The organism is Paenibacillus sp. P3E, from assembly GCF_001909045.1.
GTDB lineage: Bacteria > Bacillota > Bacilli > Paenibacillales > Paenibacillaceae > Paenibacillus_AQ > Paenibacillus_AQ helianthi.
Window position 1 is genome coordinate 1 of record NZ_LVWH01000115.1, and the last position, 22,533, is coordinate 22,533.

Genomic DNA, 22,533 nt, shown 5'->3' on the forward strand with positions numbered 1-22,533 from the left:
ATATAAATCAATCAGTATTCCATCTTTAGCGAATAACGTTAATAGTTCTCCAATGTCTTGACCTAATGGGGGTACATTCTTTCGGTAAGACTTCAATTTATTTGAAATTAGACGTCCTAAAACATCAATATATTGATTTTTATCTTTATAGAAAATTTTGTTGAACCAACCATCATCATGTGCCAAATATACAAACTTATTATTGAGTTTTTCAAAAAACGGGCTTCCGAACGGCTGTTGATAATGACCTAAATACAACAACTCCGCTTTCTCCTGAGGTGTGAGATCATCAAGGGTAATCATTTCATCAAAATCCACCCAACAAAAATCACCATAAGAATACACATTTTCTTCGTATAGGTCCTTTAGATTTTCTTTTCTTACAAATTCTAACCTTAGTCCATAATGGAAATCTTCACCTGTATATCTCGATGCAAGGAGCAAAATATTGTTCGGTTCAACTGTAAGACAATGGATAAAGTCAATAAATTCAATCCCCATTGAAGTTGTTGACTGTTCATTTTCGTTATAGATCATGTAAATGACATCTTTTGTTTTCATCTATAAACCTCCGCAATCGGATTAGTCTTAACAGGCTTCTCAATTATTCTTCACTGCTGCACTAACTATATTTCGCCAGCATTTCCGCGAGCAGGCCCTTAACCCCCGCGACTAGTTCTGGCGGTTCCTGTACCGCAGCCTCAGTGCATAGGCCAATCACGAACCGTGTGAAAAAACCCAGATCCTTGTGCGGGATCTCTCCTTCCAAGTAGCCGGTGCCGCCTTCGCGGATATGGAGCAGGGATGCCGACCATAGCTCACCCTCGCATGCCTGGACGCCTTCATGGGTTAGTTCAACGTACAACCGGACTTGTTGAGGGTTCTGGGCTGACGCCCTTCCCCGTTTCCCGTCTGCTCCTGCCTCTGAATCCTTCTGCCTCTCCGCCCGGTTCCCCTGCTGCATATGGCTGAAAGCATCTTTATTCCCCAGATGCACATCCCGCAGATCCAGCGGTGCGAGGTCAGAGGTGTCATACACCGCTGCATGTATCCGGTCACAGCGGAACACACGAATGCCGCCCCGCAGGAAACAGTAGGCCGGACAATACCACAACCCGCTGCTCGCATAGATGCCGATCGGCTGAATGGCTCTTTCCATACGTTCACCCCTGGTTTCATAAACAATCCGCAGCACTTTTTGCCCCGTTGCCGCTTCCAGCAGAATAGCGAGATATGGAAACTCGGCTTGTCTTGACGGGATTACGAAATCTATCCGGTCCTTCATCTGATCTATTCGGTCGCGGACATCCCCGGACATATAATGATAGAACTTGTGCAAAGCGGACAAGGATTCTTCCTTGAACGGCAGATAGTTGTAATGGCGCAGAGAATGGCTGGCAAAAAAAATCGCTACCGCTTCCTCCTCCGTAAAGGCAATGGGCGGGAGGATTCTCTCGTTCAGCACCTGGTATCCGCCGTGGGGCCCCACTTCGGAATAGAGCGGGACACCCAGCTCACCCAACTCCTGCAAATCCCTAAGGATGGTGCGCGTGGACACGCCGAATTCCACTGCCAGCTCTTTGACGGTGAACTTTCGCTTGCGGTTGACGGTCATCATCAGGTCCAGCAAGCGTTTGGATTTAGACATAGCACAGCTCCAATATCTTTTTATTTGTGACAATACTTGTCACTATTATACCCTACAATGAATATATAGCCCAGCCGCTGGTGGCGGGCAAATCCAACTGTAGGGAGAGATTTGAACATGACTATACAGCTGAATCCTTTTATCCTGCTCGACGGAAATGCGCAGAAGGCGATTGAATTTTATCAGGAGACGCTGGGAGCGAAGCTGCTCTTCAAGCAAACGGTAGGAGAAGGGCCGCAGAACCCCGATACACCGTTGTCAGAGGAAGCCAAAGCACGCATTGCCCATTCCGTACTGCGCGTGGGAGAGACGGATTTTTACGTAGCCGATCTGGAGGAAGGACAGGCGCTGATCCCGGGCAATGGCATCAACATTTGCATTACGGTAGACAACGCCGCAGAGGCAGAGCAGCTTTATCACTTATTAAAAGAAGGCGGACAAGTTGATATAGAGCTCGCCCCCGCCTACTTCAGTCCTGCATTCGGCATGGTCACCGACAAGTTCGGTGTGACTTTCCAGGTGTTCACAAAGCGCGGGCAATGAATGAAGAAGCCCCCTGTCGTGCAGATTTGTGCGTACCCTGACAATTATTCGAATAGCATCAGCCCTCCTACGTATACTATGCCTCATTAGCTTATTCTAAGCGGGGGGCGCTGATAGTGAAAAAACTGGTTTATGCATACATGATTACTCTGCTCCTAATGGTTTCAGTTTCAGCACCTATGATTGAAGCGGCCGGATATACAGTAGGAGCCAAACCAGTGGACCCAGCGCTATTGGCTTCGCTCCGCCAGGGCGGGTACATCCTGTTCGTCAGACACGGTGAAGCAACAACGGGACAAGATCAACCAAACCTCGACCTCAGAGACTGCACAACCCAGAGGAATCTTTCCAATGAAGCTAGAAGGCAGGCCGTTCTTTTGGGAAAAGCCATCAGGCGCCTGCACATCCCGGTTCAAACCCCGATTGTGGCCAGCCCCTTTTGCCGGACCAGGGAAACGGCAGCCTTAGCTTTTGGAGCAGACAATGTTCAGACCGATCCCTTCTGGGTCAACATTTACAATTTGAGTGGTAATGTTACCTCAGACGAACAAGAAAGCACATTAACGGCCCTGAGATCTGTATTGGAGAAGACTCCAGCTGAGGGAACTAATCAAGTGATCATTGCCCACAGCTTTCCCAGGGGTCTAGGGTTGGGAGAGATCCCCTACTTAGGGACTGTGGTCTTGAAACCCAAAGGTGAGGGTCATGGTTATGATATTGTGTCCAGGATTTCCTTGAGTGAATGGTTAAGTACACAGTGAACGCTTGGGCTCCGGCAAAAGAATGAACAAACTTACCCTAATAGGGAATCCAACATCTCATTGCCGCAGGTAACGGCATCGCTCCCCAATCAAGGGTATTTATACCTCTCATTCCGTCCGCCAGCCCGTTCACGGCGAGATCAGAGGTATTTATACCTCTCATTCCGTCCGCCAGCCCGATTATGGCGAGATCAGAGGTATTTATACCTCTCAATCTGCCCGCCAGCCCGGGTATGGCGAGATCAGAGGTATTTATACCTCTCATTCTACCCGCCAGCCCGATTATGGCGAGATCAGAGGTATTTATACCTCTCATTCCATCTGCCAGCCCGATTATGGCGAGATCAGAGGTATTTATACCTCTCATTCCATCCGCTAGCCCGATTATGGCGGGATCAGAGGTATTTCCGCTGAAGGATGGCTTTCCTGGTTCGGGGAGTTACACCGAGGTAGAACCATGAGCTGATTAGTACAGCGCCCGCCACAAATAAAAGGTGGCATAGGCCTCCCAGCCGCGCCAGGGCTCCGCCAGCTTCAAAAGCTCTCCGGGGGTAGGCTTCCGGTCCATGCCGGTCAGGAATTTGACCGCATTCTGCAGGCCTACATCCCCCACCGGGAGAGCCGTGGTATCATCCAGACAGCGCATCCGGACATACTGCGAGGTCCACGGACCGATGCCGCGAATCTGGAGCAGCCGCTGCTCGGCAGCGTCCGGGGATGGCAGCGCCAGCAGTTCTTCACGGCTTAAGCCGCCGCTGGCAATTAGTGCCGCCACATCCAGCACCGTCCGCGCTTTGCTGCGGGTCAGCTGCAGGGCGCATAGCTCCTCCTGCTGCACATCCGCGAATACCTCCGGCCTTGGGAATTCATAATACATATGTCCTTCATATTCCAGCGATTCTCCGTAGGCAGCCGTCAGCTGCTGCTTCAGCCTGTAAGCAAACGCCAGATTCACCTGCTGGCCCAGAATGGCCCAGCACAGCGCTTCGAACAGATCGGGAATGCCCACAATCCGCAGTCCCCTATGCTGCTCCGTAAGCGGCCCAAGCAGCGGGTCGGCTTCTGCCAGACGGTAGAACGGTGCCAGATCACGGTCCAGATCGAACCATTCCCGAATATAGCGGGCCAGCCACGCTACCGCTTCAGGACCAGGAGTTTCGCCGTACAGCAAGGCTACCCGCAGCTGGCCCCCCTCCGGGACCGTCAGCCGGACAAGAACCGGGTGGTTATCCAGATTGAAGTAACGGGTCACTCCCACCTGATCCGTCCGGTACAGGCATTCAAGCGGAGAACGGTTCAGGTAATCCAGGCAGACGCCGAAATCGAAGAACTCCGGCAGCGGCAGCTCAAAAAGCAAATCGTTCATGGCCCGCCTCCCCCACATGCAGAATACCTTCCAGCGCCAGCAGCTCCTGCTTCAGCTTAAGACCGCCCCGGTAGCCGGTTAATGTTCCGTTCGTGCCAATAACCCGGTGACAGGGCAGAATGACCGGAAGCGGATTCTGCCCGTTCGCCGTCCCTACTGCGCGCATCGCCTGCGGCCTGCCGATCCTCCCGGCAAGCTCCCGGTAGGTAATGACCTCACCATGCGGAATGGTCGCAAGTCCTTTCCAGACCTCCTGCTGAAACGGAGTTCCCCAGATATCCAGAGGGATATCCTTGAAGCTGACCGGTACCCCCGCAAAATAATTCTCCAGCTCCCGGGTAATCCCGAGCTGCGCGAACACAGCCTGATGCTCCTGATAACGGTGCAGCGGAGCATAGGTTTTCAGCCATGCCCCCTCAGGCAGCTTCTCCTCTCTCCCAAAGGACAGGCGGATTAAGCCTTTGTCACTGGCCCATAGGGTCCAATCTCTATTCCCCAGGTTCAGGGTATGATGGTAAATCGTGATTTCATTCATGATGAATCCCTCCTTGGATTTGGCTGCGGTATTCGGTCGGCGCCAGGCCGGTTTTTCGTATGAACCACGCGGCAAAGTGTGACGGCCCGCGAAAGCTGACCGCTTGTCCCACCTCAGCAACCGCAAGCTCTGTATCCGCCAGCAGCGCGCACGCTTTCTCCACGCGCAGCTGATCCAGCCTCTCCGCAGGCGACCGCCCGGTGACCCGCTTATAGGTGCGCTGGAGATGAAACGGGCTAACCTTCAGCTGTGTGGCAAGGGATTGGAGTGTAACCTTCTGCCCAAATTGTGCCTCCATCAGCTTATCCGTCTCGGATGCAAGCACCGCGTCCGGGCGCAGCACACCGCCTTCCTCTGGGCGGCATCTTTTGCAGGGCCGGAACCCCGCCGCTACCGCCTGCTCCAGCGAATCATAAAAAACGACATTGCCTGCCTTTGGCGTTCTTGCCCGGCAGGAGGGGCGGCATACAATATGTGTTGTCAGCACCGCTGTATAATACACACCATCATACTTTGGCTCACGCCGCACAACGGATTCGTAAATCTGCTCGAATAACGCCTGTTCCATCGGAAATCACCTCTTACCGCCAGTATATACGATTCAATTTGCCTTATGCAGCCCTTTGAAACAGGAGAGCAAGATTACGACAGCGCTGCTATAGGCCGTACTTTGCTCTGTACTCCACTCGCCCGGGGAGGTACAATAAGTTATTCATCAGAAAAACGACGCTTCAGGAAGAACATAATATGGTAATATTATAAATATTTCCATTATCGAACATTCAGGAGGATCACTATGCAAAAGCACTTATGGCTATTAAGCACACTTTTTCTTTCCCTTGCGTTATTTACAGGCTGCAGCTCATCCGCCTCAAGCAATGCACCTGAACCCAGCCCTCCGGCCTCTGAAATTGCAGCACCCTCTTCTGAGAGCACTTCGCCTCCTGCTGAGAGTGCAGCTCCTGCACCTGAGAGCAGTACTTCTCCGCAGGACAGCACAGCCGAAACGGCAGCCGTTCAAGCCGCCACAGAATATAAGAATTCCGAGTACACCGTCAAGGATTACGCAGATGTCCTGTCTGAGGAGAGCATTGAGCAGAGAAACGATGCGATGAGATCCTATCTGACAGAAGATTTTTATCAAAAAGCCATCAACAACCGTTATACTGCTCTACCCTTAATGGTCGTCCAGAAGCAGCAGATGTCTGTGAAGCCGGAAAATCTGAAGTTCACCCTAACGGATGGAACGAAAAAAGATATCATCGAACTGAAGTACAACGTAGACCTGGTACTGCTCAATCAGAAGGGTAAGGAAAACAAGCGGGTGCCTATGGAGGGCATATTGACTATGTTTAATGTGGATGGGCAATGGCTGGTGCAAGGCGACCGGTTTGACAACGCCGCGTTCAACAAGCTGATCAACTAATTTCATCGGTTATTCAAAAAAAGCCCCTCCAACTTCCGCCATAATAACGGCGTAGTTCGAGGGGCTAAATGTATGAGGACACTCTTCTATAAACTGTATAATTTACGTTGTTATAAGAATATATTATATGACTGCTTTTGAAGTCTGAAGATCCACAGGGCCGTCCGCAACCGGCGGGTTCTTCTTCTTCATGTAACCAGAATAGTAAGCGGTAATGATTGGAACGAGGATGGAAGTCACGATAACCGATGCTGCCACGAGTGCGGTTGCTGTCTGGGCGGCTGGCAGAAATTCAGGTTTCATGTTGGCTACCAGCATAGGGTTCGCTACAGCGGCTCCGGCAGTACTGGAAGCGGCAAGTCCGGCAGTCCCGTCACCACGGCCAATGTACTTGTCAGCCAGAATCAGCGGAACACCTGTAATAATGATAACAACAACACCCAGCAGAATACCCAGCAGGCCTGTATCTACAATGACACCCAGGTCAATGGAGCTGCCCAGTGCGAAACCAAAGAACGGAATCAGTGTTTGTGTAGCTTTGCCGAAGTAAGCACGCAGATCATGATCCAGGTTCCCCAGCAGGAATCCGGCCAGGAAAGGAAGCACAGCGCCAACAAATACATGCGGTTCGAATACGGCTACCCCGGTGCTGCCCAGGATCAGCATGGTTACAAGCGGGCCGGATTCCAGCGACATCAGTACAAAGGCGCCAGATTCTTCTTTTGTGCCATACTGCTGCATAATGGAAGCGTACAAGCCGCCATTGGTCATATCCATTGCGGAAATGATCGCCAGAACGGATAATCCGGCAAAAAATCCGGTTTGAACGCCGCCCTCAGGCAGGAACTGAATGGCAATCAAGGCTACAACCCAAGCTACCGCTATTTTGGTCAATACAAGTGTTCCGGATTTGCGGATTACGGTTCCGGTTGCTCTAACATCAATAGCAGCACCCATACAGAAGAACCAGACGGCCAGAATAGGTACCGTACCTGTCATCAGACCTTTGGTGAAGCCTCCGAAGTATTCGCCTGCATTCGGGAAAGCCGTGTGGATAATGGCACCAAGGAACAAAGGAATCAGCATCATGCCGCCGGGAATCTTGTCGATCGTCTGTTTGATTTTCATGTGATTGATCATACCCTTCTTTTAATAGGCTTTAAATTTTTTGCAGAAATTGATTATTTTGTCTTCCATAGGCGCAGCAAATCAGCCCCCCGGGCCTTACAAGCTGTTACAGTACGCAAACCTGCAAACCGCTGTCCCTGAGAGAAAATTCGCTTGACTACGCTTTCACATCACTTACGGCTAAGTCCGAGCTCCGGGATCATTTTGGCGAATAAATCGTCGCTTTCTTTTAATTGCAGGGAAAAGTCTTTGCCGTCCTTAACCATCAGTCCCAGTCCATTTACACTCATATACTCGCGGAATGCCTTGTCTTCGGTTCCTTTGATAAATGCCCCGGCGAGTATATCCGCAATGGCGTCCGGTGTGTCCTTGGGTACAGCAAGTCCCCTCCATGTACTGGTGAAGTTCACATGAATTCCGGTCTGCTCTTCCAGAGTCGGAACGCCCGGCAGCGCTTCAGAGCGCTTGTCGGCGTTAATCGCCAGTGTCCGCAGCTTTCCTTCATCCACATATTTTTTCACTTCGGCGGGACTCACAGGCACCGCATCCACAAATCCGTCCATTAAAGCGGAGACGGCGGGCCCAGCACCTTCAAAGGGAATATGTGCAAACTTCACACCTGTTTCCCGTTCTAACGTTATGGCAGCTAAATGCCAAATGCTTCCCGTTCCTGCGTTTCCCATTTTCAACTCACCTGGATGCGCTTTCGCAAAGTCGAGAAATTCATTTACGGTTTGCCACGACGCGCCTTGCCTTACGGTTATGGCGGAAGGATCAAAATTTGTTTGAGCGATGGGTTTGAACTTCTCATAGGTAATCGGCAACAGTCCCAGATGTGGAAGGATGGTTAGTTCGGCCGGCAAAAAAGTCACCGTATACCCGTCCCCCTTGGCACCCGCGCCTTCCATCAGTCCGACGGAACCTCCGCCGCCTGTGCGGTTGACAACGATAACCGGCTGCCCCAGAAACTTCTCTGTCGCTTTGGCTAATGCCCTTGCTGTTGTATCGGTTCCTCCGCCTGCAGCGTACGGCACAATTAATGTGATCGGCTTTTTGGGAAAACCAGCCTGATCTCCCTTGTTGCTGCGATCGTCCGTAACGCGGTTTCCAATAAGAAGGAGGATTACTACAGCCAGCAGCGATGCCGCCCAGATTCCTATTTGCATTCCCCGTTTCAAAAGCATCCCTCTTCTCTTATTAAAGGATATCGAGCTGCTGGCGGGAACGTGAAATCCTGCCGTATGCTCTATCGCCCCACCCCCGAATTCTCAAGCATCATAGCTGTGAAAGTTTTCTCAAATAGAACTTTATCGTATTCGGGGGTGTCCCACAATCATATTATCTTATTCTGAATCCTCAGAAACGCCGGAATGGCGCGGTTTTGGCCGATCTGCATACTCGCTGGCATATTTGTTGCTCTCCCGGAACTTGCCGGGTGTCGTCGATTTGATTTTACGGAAGGCCCGGATGAAGCTGTTCTCATTCTGGTAGCCCACCTGGAGGGCAATATCGGCAATTTTCAGACCGCTGTCCAGCAAAAGCTCACAGGCTTTATCTATTCTCAGGTTGGTAAGGTAATCATAAACGGTCGTTCCGGTCTCTTCCTTGAAGAGGGTGCTGACCGAAGATACCCCCATATTGATATGGGCTGCGATGTCCTGAAGTCCGATATTCTCCTGCAAATGACTCTCCATATACGCTATCAGGTTCTGTACCTGCAGATATTCCTTCGATTGCCGGTGTGCGCCCAGCACATTGGCCATATGGACGACAATACGGCACAGCATGTCTTCCAGCTCGGTAAGATCCATGGTCGTCACCTGAAGCCACGTGTAATCCGCAAGCTCTGCAGGAAGCGGATGGCTCCCGGCTGCGGCAATACTCATCATTTCCTCTAACAGATCATTGATGGAACGGAACACCTTTTGCGGCTGAATACCTTTTTTGCGGGTGTCGGCTGCTCCTCTGCGAACCCACTCCAGTCCCGTCTCGGCATCCGATGACTTCAGCGCCTGCAGGACCTGCTGCCTCCAGGCATCATCGGATGGACCAACGCCTTCTGTATATTGGTTCTCTGTTTCCGTGTAAGTGTGGACAAGTCCATAGCCTTCATATAGCCGGCAGGACAAGGCCAACATGGATTCGTTGTAAGAGTGGGCCACCTGGGCAATACCGGCAGAAGTGCTGCCGATCCCGATGGATACGGATATTTTCAGGACTTCCTCCAGAAGGCTAACCAGTCTGACCGCTTCCGCCTGAAGATCGCGTTCTTCCGGCGTCCGGGCCTGAAGCAGCACAGCTAGACTATCCTTCTGCGGAGCTGTGGTTACTGCTCTCCAGGAGGGTTCGAAGTATTCCAGGACAATGTTATTCATGGCGTATTTCAACAGCATCTGGTCCTCTTCCATAAATGCCGCTGCCCATTGTGCATGGCGGTCGACCGATATCAGCAGCAGCTCAAAAGGCCCCTCCTGCCAATCTGCAAAATAGTGCTCCCATTTCGTCTGTATTTCCTGCGTGCCGATACTGCGGGTAATCAGATCATTCACATATTTGGACCGCAGCTCCGGCAGGCTCCACTCCGCTACGAGCGATTTGCTCTGAAAATCACCGACCAGCTTGCCGATTACCGGCTCCAGGTCGTACAGATTGCCATGTCCGGCTGCTGCTGTATCCGGAGCCAGCAGCTTATTGATCCGTTTCAAAGGCCGGAAGGCTGCGAAATTATAATAGTAGATCGCGCAGCAGCCTACAGCGATGGAGATCAGTGACAGCATGATCATCATATTGCGTGCGGTTGTCACATTTTTGAGCAGCTGCTCCATAGGAACGAGTGAAATCAGCCGCCAGCCGGTCACATTAGAGAAGGTCTGGTTCGCCATATAGGCCTTGCCCTCGATCTTCACATGGGCGAACGGGCTTACATCGATGTCTTTCAGCATCTCGTTCATTTCCGCAAGGGGGAACGGCAGGTTCAGCTTCGGATAGATCAGGTCGCCTTCAAGGTCATACACCAATTGATAGCTCGACAGATGACTGTACATTTTGGAGAACAGCATGTCGTAATCCAGATCAATCAGCACAGCTCCTGTAACTTCACCCTCCTGGACAATCGGACGGGCTAAGGACAGCAGCTCCGTGTGGCTGAGCTGGGGATCGGTACCGGTGTATACTCTTCTCTTGATCAGCAGCGGTTTCTCCTTAATCTCCTCAATCCACGAGGTCCAGGCATGCTCCGGCGCCTCATCCCAGGAGCTCTTATAGCCGTAGCCGCTGGAAATCACGGAATGATCCTTGAATTTGATGACGCTGATCGCGTGAATGTCCGGCTCTGTTGCGAGCGTTGTCAGATAATCCTGCGGCTCGGCAGCGATGCCTGCATTCTCTGCTGAGGCTGAGTTAATGTATTTCAGTATAACCGGATGAAACGACAGATCTACCGCCTTATTGTCCGACTCCCGGAACGCCCGGTTGGTGACATCCAGATTGATCTGCAGCAACTCGATATTCGGCGTGTTCAGCTCCGTATCCAGTGCGTTCCGGTATTCCCTGTAGGAGAACAGGCCGATTAGTATAATCAGCAGCGACACACTGACGGTCAACATCAGGATCAGCCGGTTTTGTTTGTTGTTCAGCAAATATTTTAACTTAAATCGCAGCATTGGCGTTGCTTCATCCTTCCGCGGGTCTCATAGTCGAGACCATAGAGTAGCATGTTTTTTCTGTAATTCAATATGGAGCATATCATATTCTTTAAGATTTTAAACGTTTGGAGTGAAGAACATGATAAATGATATAATAGTAGAAGCAAGCGGAAACGGCTTCGCCATCCTTTTACAAGCTTATGAAGCAGCGAGGCTACGTACCGCTCACAGATATCCGTATGAAGCAACCGGATTCACACAGACTTTTGTACAGGAGATTAACCCAAATGCAGCCTAATTTGATGATCAACGATGCCGAATGGGACAAGCTCATCTCGGATGTGGCTTTTTATTTTGAGGATCTGACTCTCAAGCGGGGATTTCAATATTATAAGCAAAAACGCGTAAAGTCTCTCCGGATGATCTCATCGCGGAGAATTATGGCGGTAGTCGAGGGCAGAGAGGATTATGCCGTCAGCCTCGAGCTGGACCACTTGACGGAAAGTCATTGTGATTGCCCGGTTCAGGGGCCCTGCAAGCATATGGCGGCGGTGCTGATGAATGTCGCCGAGTCACAGGAGCGGTCTGTGAACATGCTCGCCAATGCCAAGGCCGTCATTGACCGGAAGAAGACAGAAGTCTTAGAGGCTTCCGCCGCTGCCGGTGTCTCCGGCAGCCGGCGGGAACAGGCGCAGAAACTTGCCGGGCTAATCCCAGGAGCAACGGTTGCGCAGTGGCGCGAATACATGGCACTACTTACCGCACCGCTGGCACAGTCCGTGCGCAATCCGCAGTATTCCGGCAGAGCGCTGTCCGCCATCATGGAGGTACAAGCAGATCTGGCCCCGGCTGCTGCGCTGCTGTTCCAGCTTAATGCCCACCTGTTCATTCTGGAGAGCCTGATTCAGCCCCTCCCTCCGAATCATGCAGGAACCCTCTCTTCTTCAAGCTATTCGCTCGGATATTACACGTCTATTGCGGTCTCTGAGCTTAAAGAGGCGGTTACGCGCCTTATGAAGTCGGGCCTGCCGCTGGCTTCAGAGCCGGAGGAATGGCCCCGGGTTAGAGAAACCCTGGACTACGTCCAGCTTGAAATGCTGACGGAATCACGCGACCGACTGCGGGAGCAGCCCTATTTCTCTTTCTGCTACGACCGGCTCTGGAATCACTGGATTGCCCCGAACACCAGCGGCTCGGAGCTGTATCTGGAGGAGCTTGATGCGCTGCGGGAACGCGCAAGCGGGCTCGGCGCCGCAGCGAACCGCTCCGCACTGCTGCTGGCGGAGAGCCGGATGTACTTCTACCTAAACGACGATAAAGCGGCCTGGGAACGGCTGGCTGCCGCATCGGAGCGTCCCGGCCTTCATCCGGACGAGCTGATGGGCTTCCTCCCGCCACTCGCCGAAGCCGGGCACTGGTCCCGCCTTGCGGCCTGGCTTGAAGCTACAGGCCTGCTGTTGAACAGCCGCCTCTATAATCTGCAAGGCTATGCCGCTTACTGGGAGGACGCCGTGCGTCATCTGCCGGAAGCAGAGCCCCAAATGTGGAACACTCTATCCGGGATGCTGCCGCTCTCACAGGATATCTACGAAGAGAAGCTGCTGGCTGCCGGCAAATGGCGGGAATGGATGGACTATCAGCTGGCCGCCGGCAAAGAGCCTTCCGATTTCCGGGTCAGCGACCTGCAGCCGGTGGAGAAGAACGCGCCGGAGCTGCTGCTGCCGTTCTACCATCAGGCGGCGGAACGGTTCGTGCTGGAGAAGAACCGGCACAGTTATAAGGCTGCCGTGAAGCTATTGAAGCGGCTCGCCAAGCTGTACAAGAAGATGAAGCGCGAGGCACGGTGGGAGGAATTCCTGGATGCCTTCACCGCCAGGCACAGCCGGCTGCGCGCACTGCAGGAGGAGCTGCGGAAAGGAAAGCTGATCCCATGAGTATGCACACGCGAAATATTTCCGTTCAGCTGGCCTTGAGCCAGTATGGCGATGCCCTGATCTACGGCATTAATGAGAGGGATGACTATGTTCCCGGTCTGCTGCTCAAACAGCAATTGTTCGCCTGGCACGAGGACTCCTTCTATGGAACGGAATTGACAACCCAGAGCGCCGACGGCGTCGAGCTTGTCATCCTTCCCGCCGAGCAGGTGGTCCCGTTCTTCGCGGAACTTCAGGTGCTCCGGCATATCGGCTGGAGCTGGGAAGGCAACGCTGCGCTGCTGACCGAACTAGCCCCGGTTCTGGCTGCACTGCTGGACGACAAGCAGTACGTCCCCAGCTTCTCCGCCTTCCGCGAAGGCCAGCTGCGCTGGGACTGGGACGGCCAGGCGCTTGCGCGCTCGGCCGCCGGCAGTCCCGCCGCTGCGGAAGCGCTGCGCGGGCTGCAGGAGCGCAGCGCTCTTGCGGAAGGGCTGCAGGCCGCCTTCTCGGCGGCGGTCTTTCAGCGGTATTACCGCACGGAAGCCGAAGCCGGCGACCTGCGGAGCGAATTCCCGCTGCTGTTCAGCCGCAGCGGGCCCCAGGCCGCCGGGATGGACGCGGACAGCTGGCTGATGTCCATCGGCTGGAAGGCGGACAGCGCGCCGTTCCGCCCTGCGCTGCAGCTGCTGGAGCCGGACGAGGACTCGTCCTCTTGGCGGCTGCAGCTGCTGCTCCAGGACAAGCGCGACGAATCCGCGCTTGTGCCGCTGCGGCTCTCCGATGACGGAGAGCCGCATGGCCGCTGGCCCGCGCCGTGGACGGAGCACGTCCACGAGCGGGCGGCCGGGTGGCTGTCGCGCCTGCGGGACAGCCTGCCCGGTGAGCACATCGGCCGCGGGCGCGATGTGCTGGGAGAACCGCTTAGCGACGAGGTCGCGTGGCGGTTCCTGACGGTAGACAGCCGGCGCCTGCTGGAGGCCGGCTGGCAGGTGCTGCTGCCGGCGTGGTGGGAGGCCGCCAGCCGGAAGAAGCCGCGCCTGCGCGCCAAGATCAACTCCGGCGAGGGCAGCCGCGGCGGCGGGTCGCTCTTTGGGCTGGATGCGCTGGTCGACTTCGACTGGCGCATCTCCATCGGCGACGCCGACCTCTCCGAGGCGGAGTTCGCAGAGCTGGTCGCGCGCGGCGAGCGGCTCGTGAAGTTCAGGGGCCAGTGGATTCCCCTGGACCCGGCCCTGCTGGCCCAGATTCAGCGGGCCATGGCTGGAATGGACAAGTCGCAGGGCTTGTCCTTCCAGGATGTATTGCAGCTGCATCTGCTCGGCAGCAGCGAAGAGGAGGCGGCCGAGGCCGCTGCTGAACAGGCCGAGGAGGAGGCTGCACGCTTCCGGCTGGAGGTCGAGCTGAACGCGCATCTGGTACAGCTGATCGGTCAGCTCGGGCAGCGCGAACAGTGGCCGCAGCCCGCGGTGCCTGCCGGACTTCACGCGGAGCTTCGAAGCTACCAGCAGGAGGGGTATGCCTGGCTGGCTTTCCTGCGCCGCTTTGGCCTCGGAGCCGTTCTGGCGGATGACATGGGCCTCGGCAAAACCGTGCAGCTGATTGCCTATCTGCTCCATCTGAAGGATCAGCAGGAAGCGGCTGAAGCGGACCCTGCTGCGGGACGGCTGCGGCAGACCGACCCGCCCGGCTGGCCCGCCCTGATTATCTGCCCGACATCCGTGCTCGGCAACTGGCAGAAGGAGCTGCAGCGCTTCGCCCCTTCCCTGAACGTAATGCTGCATTATGGAGGCAAACGCCTGGATGCAGGCTACTTCTACGGCGCCGCTTCGCAGGCCGATGTGGTGCTGACCTCTTATGCCACGGCTGCACTCGACCAGGAGCTGCTGAAGCAATTCACCTGGGCTGCCGTCTGCCTGGATGAAGCGCAGAACATCAAAAATGCAGGGACCAAGCAGTCCTCAGCCGTCCGCAGCTTTCCGGCGCTGCACCGGATCGCGCTGACGGGAACACCGATCGAGAACAGGCTCTCCGAGCTGTGGTCGATCTACGACTTCATCACACCGGGATACCTGGGCAGCGCAAAATCCTTCCAGGACCGGTTCGCAAACGCTATAGAAAAGGAACGCGATCCGAAGCGGACAGCGGATCTGCAGCGGATGGTCAAGCCGTTCATGCTGCGCCGCAAGAAAAAAGATCCGGCCATCCAGCTTGATCTTCCTGACAAGAACGAGATGAAAACCTATGTTCACCTCACTGCCGAACAGGCAGCCCTGTATGACCAGAACGTCAATGGGCTCCTGGAACGGATGCAAAAGCTGGAAGGCATTGAGCGCAAAGGGGCTATTCTGTCAGCACTGACCAGCCTCAAGCAGCTATGCGATCATCCGATGCTGCTGAGCAAAGAGGCCTTGCCTGAGGCAAATCCAGAGGGCCGCATCGAAACGGCTCCCTTGATTGAGCGGTCAGCGAAGCTGGAGCGGCTGCTGGCCATGGTGCGGGAACTGCGCGAGGAGAATGAGCGCTGTCTGATCTTCACCCAGTATGTAGGCATGGGCAAAATGCTGCAGGCTGTGCTGTCGCAGGAGCTGCAGGAGCCCGTGCTGTATCTGAACGGGAGTACGCCCAAAAGCGCCCGCGACCGCATGATTGAACGGTTTCAGGCACCCGCGCCGCAAGAGGGGGAAGCCTCAGAAGCAGGGGGGCAGCAGTCTGACCAGCCGAATATATTCATCCTCTCGCTGAAGGCGGGAGGCGTGGGCCTGAACCTGACCGCAGCCAATCATGTCTTCCATTTCGACCGCTGGTGGAATCCGGCTGTCGAGAATCAGGCCACGGACCGTGCATACCGCATGGGCCAGACCAAGGATGTGCAAGTGCATAAATTCATCTCGCTGGGAACATTGGAAGAGAAAATAGATGAAATGCTGGAGAGTAAGCAGCAGCTCAGCGATGATGTAATCGCAAGCTCCGAAGGCTGGATTACCGAGCTGTCCACCGATGCGCTGAAGGATCTGTTCACGCTGCGCCGGGAATGGGTCGGCTGACCAGACTAGGCCTGATGCGCCTTGGACTTACCACTGTTCGGACATTCTGAACACTGCTGCCAGGTTGTCTGAACCGGCAAGCGAACTGGCTACAAGTGTAATGATCTCGTCCGTCAGATCATATTGGAGCTGCTGATCCGCCAGCTCCACTGCTACATTCTGATAGGCCCCGGCTATCCCTGAGCCGATACCCTGGGTGATGACTCTTCCGCCTGTCACCGTCGTACAGGTATAATTCACCTGCAGCGCTGTTTCCGTGACCGGTATTGCCGTAGTGGGTGTAGGGTAGCTGACGAAGGTGCCGTTCACGGTGCCGCCGGCCACGATTTTGTACCGGACAGGTGTAGAGGCCAGAATGTCCAGACTGTCCGGTTTGATTTCAGCGGCAACAGCCTCCGGAATCACAACCGCTGTATTTCTGCGGAAGCTGATCAGCGCGAAGTCGGATGTAGTCACAGCGATATTTTCCCGGAATTCCGAGGTGATCCGGCTGACTTCCAGCTGTTCCAGCGGAACAGGCGCCAAGATACCTGAACTGTCTACAAGGAAAATCTGGATCTGCATCTGTTCCTGGGAATAGACTGCATTGAATTGAAAATAAATATGGGTGATGTTATAGGTTTTGGTCACCACCTCCCGGTCATTCACCTCAAATAACTCCTGGGCAAACAACGTTTCCGGGGTTACATCATTATTGAGACCTGTTATATACACCACAGCTTTGGATGATCCGTTGTTGACCACTTTTACTACTACCTGGCTGATGGTTCCAAGCCCAATGGTAGGTCTGCTCGTTAATGTGTTGGTAATTAGATAAGGCACAGGTCATCCTCCTTCTAGTAACGTCGTTCTTATAGGGTATGCAGTAGAATTTGGAAGTTTCTAGATAAAACGGCAGACGTGCATGCTGATCGCATATTCGGGCACTTCCTGAATTGGTGCAAGTTGCCAGTCCCCGGCAAATGTGCTAAAATCAACGTAACTTTTTAGAACGGAGGGTTGCGTGTGATAGACTATATCCGGATTCGTACTTTACGCGGCTAAGCTAATTGTATAGCGCGAAAGCTCTGCCCCGTGCAGAGGACTCAGGATAGGTCTATCCATTTTTGAAGGCAACCCGCAGCTTGAACTTTTGTCCGGCAGACAGGAACGGAAGCCGGCATATGCCTTTAGGAATCCTTGCATCTCCATACACCATATCAATGAACCGCCGCGGCATTCGGGTGGAGCAGCTTGCTGTTCCGCCTGGCGGCAGCATTTTCAGTACATTCATTGTTTGCTGTGGGAAGATGCTGACAGAAGAGACTGGGAGCGAATCCCTCTCCTCCATCCTATTCTGTTGTCCTCTATGAATACTGTTAAGCACAGGCAGACGGCTGCCTGTGCTTTTTTTATGGATTAGAAGAATAATTCATCACATTTACTCGTGGAGGTTGTAATAATATATGGAAACTGAAACTGTACAGCAAAAGGCAGTGATCGTCGGTGTTCAGCTGCAGAATGACAAGGATTTCGCATATTCCATGGAGGAGCTGCGCAATCTGGCCGCTGCCTGTGAGCTGGAGGTGGTTGGCGAGCTGAGCCAGAAATCCAGCCGGATTAACCCGTCGCATTATATCGGGACAGGTAAAATCACCGAACTGAGTGCCCTTATGGAGGCGCACGATGCTCCGGTGGTTATCTTTAATGATGAGTTGTCGCCTTCCCAGATCCGTAATCTGGAGTCGGCGCTGGATCGCCAGGTCATCGACCGGACCGTGCTGATCCTGAATATTTTTGCCGAGCGTGCCAAGACAAAGGAAGCCCAGCTCCAGGTGGAGGTGGCACAGCTGCAGTATATGCTTCCCCGGCTGACCGGGATGCGTGAGTCCCTCGGCAGACAAGGCGGCGGCGCAGGACTGAAGAACCGCGGTGCCGGGGAAACCAAGCTTGAGCTGGACCGGCGCAGAATTGAGGAGCGAATCACGGCGCTGCAGCTGGAGCTGCAGACTCAGGTAGCGCGGCGGCAGATCCAGCGGAAGCAGCGGCGCAAAAACGAGGTGCCCGTGGTCTGTCTTGTCGGTTATACCAATACCGGTAAATCCAGTCTGATGAATACCCTGGTAGATACCTTCCACCCCGGTTCGGAAAAAGGGGTCTTGGCCAAGGATATGCTGTTCGCCACACTGGAGACCTCGGTACGCAGTATTGAGCTGCCGGACCACAAGACCTTCCTGCTGACCGACACAGTCGGTTTTGTCAGCCAGCTGCCCCATCATCTGGTCAAGGCCTTCCGCTCCACGCTCGAAGAAGTGACCGAAGCTGACCTGCTGATTCATGTAGCCGACATTTCCGATCCGCAGGTCAGCCAGCATATGACCGTAACGGAGGAGACCCTGAAGGCGCTGGGTGCAGATGGAATCCCGGTCGTTATCGCTTATAACAAAGCCGACCTGACGGATCTGCCTTACCCCGTGGTGGCTGAGAATTCCGTTACCCTTTCCGCTAAGCAACAAAGCGGAATCGCCGAGCTGATCGGGCTGATCCGCGGGCATGTGTTCAATGATTATATCCAGTGTGAAATTCTCGTTCCGTTCGACCGCGGCAGCGTGGTTTCCTACTTCAATGAGCATGCCGATGTGCAGTCGGTCAGCTATGAGGAAGAGGGCACACGCCTGAAGCTGGAATGCCGGATTGCCGATTACGAGCGGTTTAAGAACGATTTTATTGCAATTCCGCAGTAGAAGCAGATATAGCTCTCAAATGACAGATTAAGCAGACCAAAGACTCCGCACCAGCCTCACTTGGCTACTGCGGAGTCTTTTTATTTTAGTTTTAGCAGATCCATCATTTATTTAAACGAAGCATATCCTTCATCAGCCATAACAACGCTGCCGTTGATTGCACTGGCATCATCCAAGGTAAGCAAATAGACGGAATCGGCTACCTGTTCGGGTGTTGTCAATTTATTTCCGATGACCTTGGCTTTCATGGATTCGACCAAGCCCTGATCTTTATATCCCTGAATAATAGGTGTATCCACCGCACCCGGCGCAACCGCAACTACTCGTATTCCATATGGGGACAATTCTAATGCAGCTGATTTAGTCATCATAATGACAGCGCCTTTGGAAGCATGATAGGCAAAGGTACCGGGGGATGCCAGAAAACCGAAAACAGAGGCTGCATTGATAATCACACCTTTAATTCCGAGCTCTCTCATTTTTTTGCCAGCGGCAATGATGCCATAGGCAACACCATGCTGATTGACATTGATTACACTGTGATAGTCATTCAGGTTCTGATCCAGAACAGGCGTATTACGCCCGATGCCCGCATTGTTAAACATCACATCGATTCTGCCAAAAGCAGCAACTGCTTGTCCAATAAGCGCCTCGACCTCTTCATATTTTGACACATCCGTCCGGACAAAAATAGCTTCGCCGCCCGCTTGCTTAATGAATTCAACCGTCTTCTCGCCGCCCGCTTCATTAAAATCAGCGACAACCACCCGATCGCCTTTACTTGCAAATTTCAAGGCTGTGGCTCTCCCTATTCCGCTTGCACCACCTGTGATCACTGCTACTCTTGTACTGCTCATCAACTTCTCCTCCTCTACGGTGATGTAATAGACTAAAATAGTAATGGGAACCATAAGAGTTATCTTCCATTGAAAGTACTTTCATATACAGTGTAACTCTCCCTAAATTTAAATAAAATTTAATTATATTTACTTATAGTTAATCAAAGCTTAATAAGGAGAGCTGACGATGAATCTTGAACAGATTGAATACATTGTAGAGGTTGCGAAAAAGGGGTCTTTTACAAAAGCTGCTCAGGATCTGCATGTCACTTTATCGGCAATCAGCCAATCCATCTCGTTACTGGAAACCGAATTAGGCATGACCTTATTCACCCGTTCCCGTGGTTTAGGCGCTGTACCCACGATTGAAGGAAATCAAATCATCCAAAAGGCAAGTGAAGTCCTGCTAAAAGTGAACGAGCTAAAAGAAGAGGCTAAAAGCTGCAGCAATACTTTAAGTGGGGAATTGAAGATAGCTACCATACCAGGTCCTATGCATTTACTCGTAGATGTTGTTTCCTCATTCAAGGAAGACTACCCCCAGGTCAAAATAGAAATTTTTGAAAAGGGGCCGAGGGAGATATTAAATGATCTGGAACACAGCAACATTGATATTGGATTAATCGTGTTGGCGGAGGATTTTATCGAAAGAAGCGAGCATTTGACCTTTGAGAAGCTGTTAGAAGGGAGAATGGTTGTAGGTGTAAGTAAAGATTCGCCGCTGGCATTTGAAAAGAAAATAACGCCCGAGCAATTAGTTGGACAACCGTTGGTCTTGTATGATGATGAGGATCTATGGGACCATACCAAAGCATTAATCTCCAGGTTTGGCCAAGCAAACATTCTTTTTACAACAAATAATACGAAGGCCATTCAAAATGCAGTGAATCGCGGGCTCGCTATTACCATCGGACTGGAGTACTCCTTCACAGATATCCTGCCTGAGATTGTCCCTATAGCGTTTGATATGCCAAGCTTAACCCCTGTACAATATGGATGGGTTCTCCATAAGGGAAAACATCCTTCCCAGGTATCAAAAAGGTTCATCCAAAGACTTCAAATGGAATTCTATTGATTTCGCTTTATCATGGACACAAAGAAGAAGACAGGAAGGCTCCTGTCTTCTTCTTTGTGCTTTTGAGCAGCTTAACGGGCCGTTCCCTGCAAGCTCTACTCCGCCGGACCAGGACGCAGATGGAGCGTGAACGCTTCCGTCTCCTCTCCGCTGCAGCTTACCCACAGGTTTCCGTCATCTGTCAGCTCCAGCTCCGGCCCGGATTCACCCTCCGGTACCTGCTGGATGTCCAGTGAGAATACCATGGCCGCTTGCTGCAATGCCGTAAAATCAATGCTCCGCCGTGGTCCCGAATAGAGGATCAGCTCCACCAGGAGTAAATCCGCAGTCTTTTGAATCTCCCATGTCCAGTCGCGCTGTGCCCCTGAATGTCCTGTAAATGCTGCAAACCATGTCGTCAGCATACACTCGGTCTCTCCGATTCGGAGGATCGCCCCTTCCCTGGTGGACACGGCAGAGACCCCATCCAAATGGCCGCCAATCTCCAGCCGCAGCCGTAAATCATCAGCCTCGATGACGCCCCCGGTAGGGTCCAGATTGGGATGGGTGTCCCCGCCATCGGTGATAAAATCAATGCCGAACAGCACCTGACCTTGATCCTGCTTCGATTTGAAGCGGGCCGAGCAGTAATCATACCCGTCATGCAGACAGCGAAGCTGAATATAGGCCGGCAAGCCGTTATTATCCACGTACGCCAGCAGCGGTCTTCTCTGATTCCATAAATCACTGGCGGTAAAAGATCCTACACTCACCTGCGGGGTCATATAGGTAACCGCCCATCTGCCGCTGCCGTCCTCTGCATTCCCTTCATAGAGCTGTCTGATTTCCTGTGTGCGCGGAACGCTGAAGGCCTTCAGAAAAGCAGCCGGACACTCGAAGCCGCTCTTATACCATTCCTCTTCGTACGGCAGCTCTTCCCAGTCAAAAAACATCACCCTCCCCTTAGTTGCCAGTTGCAAAAACGCCTTGCTCTGATCATTGATCAGCGTCTGATAACAACGGGAATGCGGCCCGGACCACTGCGCAGTAGCAGGGTGATAATACCCGGCCACCGTCCTCCAGCTCAGATCAATCAGCCCGCGGCTGAGCATCCGCACCTTGTCATCTATGGTTTCGGCATGAAGCTTGGACAGCTCCAGGATGGCAATGTACGTATAGACCGGGCTGTTGTATTCCTGAAAAGCACCGCGTTCCATCGTATAGTCGTACAGCTGCTGCAGACGCTTCAGTCCATATTCCGCGTAATCTCTGCGGCCCAGCTGTTCCCCCGCGATTCTGGTGACGAAGGCGCCCAGTATCGCGATGTTCGTATAGTCCAACCCGACATTCCGTTTGATAATTGCCTCACAGGCATACTCAATGGATTGGGCAACCGCCATCCGCAGCGACTCGGGCAACCTGCGGCCGTGGCGCGAGAGAGCCTGGACCAGCCGGCTGCCGCAGAAATCAGCCCAGTTCCAGTCCGGCGGCGCCATCTGTGCCAGCGGTTCTTCGTAGAACCAGGACCAGATGCCGAAGGTATCATGGCTGCGGTCGGTGTCCTGGAGGGACACTACCTGAGCGATAATATCAAAGGCCCGCTGCTCATACGCTGGCAGCTCGGTATCCAGCAGCCCCAGCGCATAAGACAGCGAATCCCGCGTAGAATGGATGAACTCAGCCTCACGCAGCGTGGTATGATAGCCCGGACTGCTGAACGGGGACCAGAGCAAGTGAAGCTCCGGGTCATACCGGGGCTCCAGCATTTGCATTTTACGGATCAGCATCCGCTGATGATCGATGCCCTCATGCCTATAGGCCGTTTCCTCCCTACCCGGTGTTTCAGGAGACTTGCTTCCCTCTGCGGTTTTCTTCACAATGATCTTCCTTTCCTTTAGGTAGGAGA

General features: G+C 53.2%; 21 protein-coding genes. 8 read left to right on the top strand and 13 right to left on the bottom strand.

Annotated features, from left to right (window positions below; translation table 11 throughout):
• Positions 1-561 (bottom strand): hypothetical protein (locus A3842_RS10975; protein WP_074101431.1); only part of this gene is annotated, 561 nt, incomplete at its 3' end.
• A 61-nt stretch (positions 562-622) separates the two neighbouring features.
• Positions 623-1,648, bottom strand: coding sequence for a helix-turn-helix transcriptional regulator (locus A3842_RS10980; protein WP_074101432.1), 1,026 nt, complete (start codon positions 1,646-1,648; stop codon positions 623-625).
• 117 nt (positions 1,649-1,765) lie between these two features.
• On the opposite strand from A3842_RS10980, the gene A3842_RS10985 reads away from it, so the two are divergent.
• Both A3842_RS10985 and A3842_RS10990 read left to right on the top strand, forming a co-directional pair.
• Positions 1,766-2,191, top strand: a complete 426-nt coding sequence (locus tag A3842_RS10985; RefSeq protein WP_074101433.1) for a VOC family protein — start codon at positions 1,766-1,768, stop codon at positions 2,189-2,191.
• 116 nt (positions 2,192-2,307) lie between these two features.
• On the top strand, positions 2,308-2,952 hold the full coding sequence (locus A3842_RS10990; RefSeq protein WP_305953385.1) for a histidine phosphatase family protein: 645 nt from the start codon (positions 2,308-2,310) through the stop codon (positions 2,950-2,952).
• 37 nt (positions 2,953-2,989) lie between these two features.
• Here the strand turns inward: A3842_RS10990 and A3842_RS10995 are convergent, their stop codons facing one another.
• The 4 genes from A3842_RS10995 to A3842_RS11010 form a co-directional block, all read right to left on the bottom strand.
• On the bottom strand, positions 2,990-3,319 hold the full coding sequence (locus A3842_RS10995) for a hypothetical protein (protein ID WP_074101435.1): 330 nt from the start codon (positions 3,317-3,319) through the stop codon (positions 2,990-2,992).
• A 99-nt stretch (positions 3,320-3,418) separates the two neighbouring features.
• Positions 3,419-4,318 carry a DNA-3-methyladenine glycosylase family protein gene (locus A3842_RS11000; protein ID WP_074101436.1) on the bottom strand — a complete coding sequence of 300 codons (900 nt, stop codon included), beginning with the start codon at positions 4,316-4,318 and terminating at the stop codon, positions 3,419-3,421.
• Entirely contained in the window at positions 4,299-4,853 is a 555-nt protein-coding gene (locus tag A3842_RS11005; RefSeq protein WP_074101437.1) for a methylated-DNA--[protein]-cysteine S-methyltransferase, read from the bottom strand. The genes A3842_RS11000 and A3842_RS11005 overlap by 20 nt, the downstream gene beginning before the upstream one ends.
• Positions 4,846-5,421 carry a bifunctional transcriptional activator/DNA repair enzyme AdaA gene (locus A3842_RS11010; RefSeq protein WP_074101438.1) on the bottom strand — a complete coding sequence of 192 codons (576 nt, stop codon included), beginning with the start codon at positions 5,419-5,421 and terminating at the stop codon, positions 4,846-4,848. Before A3842_RS11010 ends, A3842_RS11005 begins: the two co-directional genes overlap by 8 nt.
• A 228-nt stretch (positions 5,422-5,649) precedes the next feature.
• On the opposite strand from A3842_RS11010, the gene A3842_RS11015 reads away from it, so the two are divergent.
• A complete protein-coding gene (locus A3842_RS11015; RefSeq protein WP_074101439.1) occupies positions 5,650-6,279 on the top strand; it encodes a hypothetical protein in 630 nt (209 codons plus the stop codon).
• 123 nt (positions 6,280-6,402) lie between these two features.
• On the opposite strand, the gene kdgT is transcribed toward A3842_RS11015, so the two are convergent.
• The 3 genes from kdgT to A3842_RS11030 form a co-directional block, all read right to left on the bottom strand.
• Complete coding sequence (kdgT, locus tag A3842_RS11020) at positions 6,403-7,407, bottom strand: 2-keto-3-deoxygluconate transporter (protein ID WP_074101479.1); 1,005 nt, start codon at positions 7,405-7,407, stop codon at positions 6,403-6,405.
• A 170-nt stretch (positions 7,408-7,577) separates the two neighbouring features.
• Positions 7,578-8,591 carry a tripartite tricarboxylate transporter substrate binding protein gene (locus tag A3842_RS11025; RefSeq protein WP_074101440.1) on the bottom strand — a complete coding sequence of 338 codons (1,014 nt, stop codon included), beginning with the start codon at positions 8,589-8,591 and terminating at the stop codon, positions 7,578-7,580.
• Between the two features lie 159 nt (positions 8,592-8,750).
• The gene (locus tag A3842_RS11030) at positions 8,751-11,069 is read right to left on the bottom strand and encodes a helix-turn-helix domain-containing protein (RefSeq protein ID WP_074101441.1); all 2,319 of its coding nucleotides are present in this window, start codon (positions 11,067-11,069) and stop codon (positions 8,751-8,753) included.
• 121 nt (positions 11,070-11,190) lie between these two features.
• Here A3842_RS11030 and A3842_RS32450 point away from each other — a divergent pair, with 121 nt between their 5' ends.
• Genes A3842_RS32450 through A3842_RS11040 form a run of 3 tightly spaced genes read left to right on the top strand, consistent with a single transcriptional unit; the run spans position 11,191 to position 16,011 of the window.
• Positions 11,191-11,349 (top strand): hypothetical protein, encoded by a 159-nt coding sequence (locus A3842_RS32450; protein WP_178382118.1) that lies wholly within the window; start codon positions 11,191-11,193, stop codon positions 11,347-11,349.
• The gene (locus tag A3842_RS11035) at positions 11,339-12,985 is read left to right on the top strand and encodes an SWIM zinc finger family protein (protein ID WP_074101442.1); all 1,647 of its coding nucleotides are present in this window, start codon (positions 11,339-11,341) and stop codon (positions 12,983-12,985) included. Before A3842_RS32450 ends, A3842_RS11035 begins: the two co-directional genes overlap by 11 nt.
• Entirely contained in the window at positions 12,982-16,011 is a 3,030-nt protein-coding gene (locus tag A3842_RS11040; protein ID WP_074101443.1) for a DEAD/DEAH box helicase, read from the top strand. The genes A3842_RS11035 and A3842_RS11040 overlap by 4 nt, the downstream gene beginning before the upstream one ends.
• Before the next feature lie 27 nt (positions 16,012-16,038).
• On the opposite strand, the gene A3842_RS11045 is transcribed toward A3842_RS11040, so the two are convergent.
• Both A3842_RS11045 and A3842_RS32455 read right to left on the bottom strand, forming a co-directional pair.
• Positions 16,039-16,833, bottom strand: a complete 795-nt coding sequence (locus tag A3842_RS11045) for a hypothetical protein (protein WP_074101444.1) — start codon at positions 16,831-16,833, stop codon at positions 16,039-16,041.
• 274 nt (positions 16,834-17,107) lie between these two features.
• Positions 17,108-17,284, bottom strand: coding sequence for a hypothetical protein (locus A3842_RS32455; RefSeq protein ID WP_167374722.1), 177 nt, complete (start codon positions 17,282-17,284; stop codon positions 17,108-17,110).
• Positions 17,285-17,456: 172 nt separating this feature from the next.
• Here A3842_RS32455 and hflX point away from each other — a divergent pair, with 172 nt between their 5' ends.
• Positions 17,457-18,734 carry a GTPase HflX gene (gene hflX / locus A3842_RS11055; RefSeq protein WP_074101445.1) on the top strand — a complete coding sequence of 426 codons (1,278 nt, stop codon included), beginning with the start codon at positions 17,457-17,459 and terminating at the stop codon, positions 18,732-18,734.
• A 107-nt stretch (positions 18,735-18,841) separates the two neighbouring features.
• Here the strand turns inward: hflX and A3842_RS11060 are convergent, their stop codons facing one another.
• Entirely contained in the window at positions 18,842-19,591 is a 750-nt protein-coding gene (locus tag A3842_RS11060) for an SDR family NAD(P)-dependent oxidoreductase (protein ID WP_074101446.1), read from the bottom strand.
• 169 nt (positions 19,592-19,760) lie between these two features.
• Between A3842_RS11060 and A3842_RS11065 the strand changes: the two genes are divergently transcribed.
• The gene (locus A3842_RS11065; RefSeq protein ID WP_074101447.1) at positions 19,761-20,648 is read left to right on the top strand and encodes a LysR family transcriptional regulator; all 888 of its coding nucleotides are present in this window, start codon (positions 19,761-19,763) and stop codon (positions 20,646-20,648) included.
• 95 nt (positions 20,649-20,743) lie between these two features.
• Here A3842_RS11065 and A3842_RS11070 read toward each other — a convergent pair whose 3' ends face one another.
• The gene (locus A3842_RS11070; protein WP_074101448.1) at positions 20,744-22,504 is read right to left on the bottom strand and encodes a hypothetical protein; all 1,761 of its coding nucleotides are present in this window, start codon (positions 22,502-22,504) and stop codon (positions 20,744-20,746) included.
• Between the last annotated feature and the right edge of the window lie 29 nt (positions 22,505-22,533).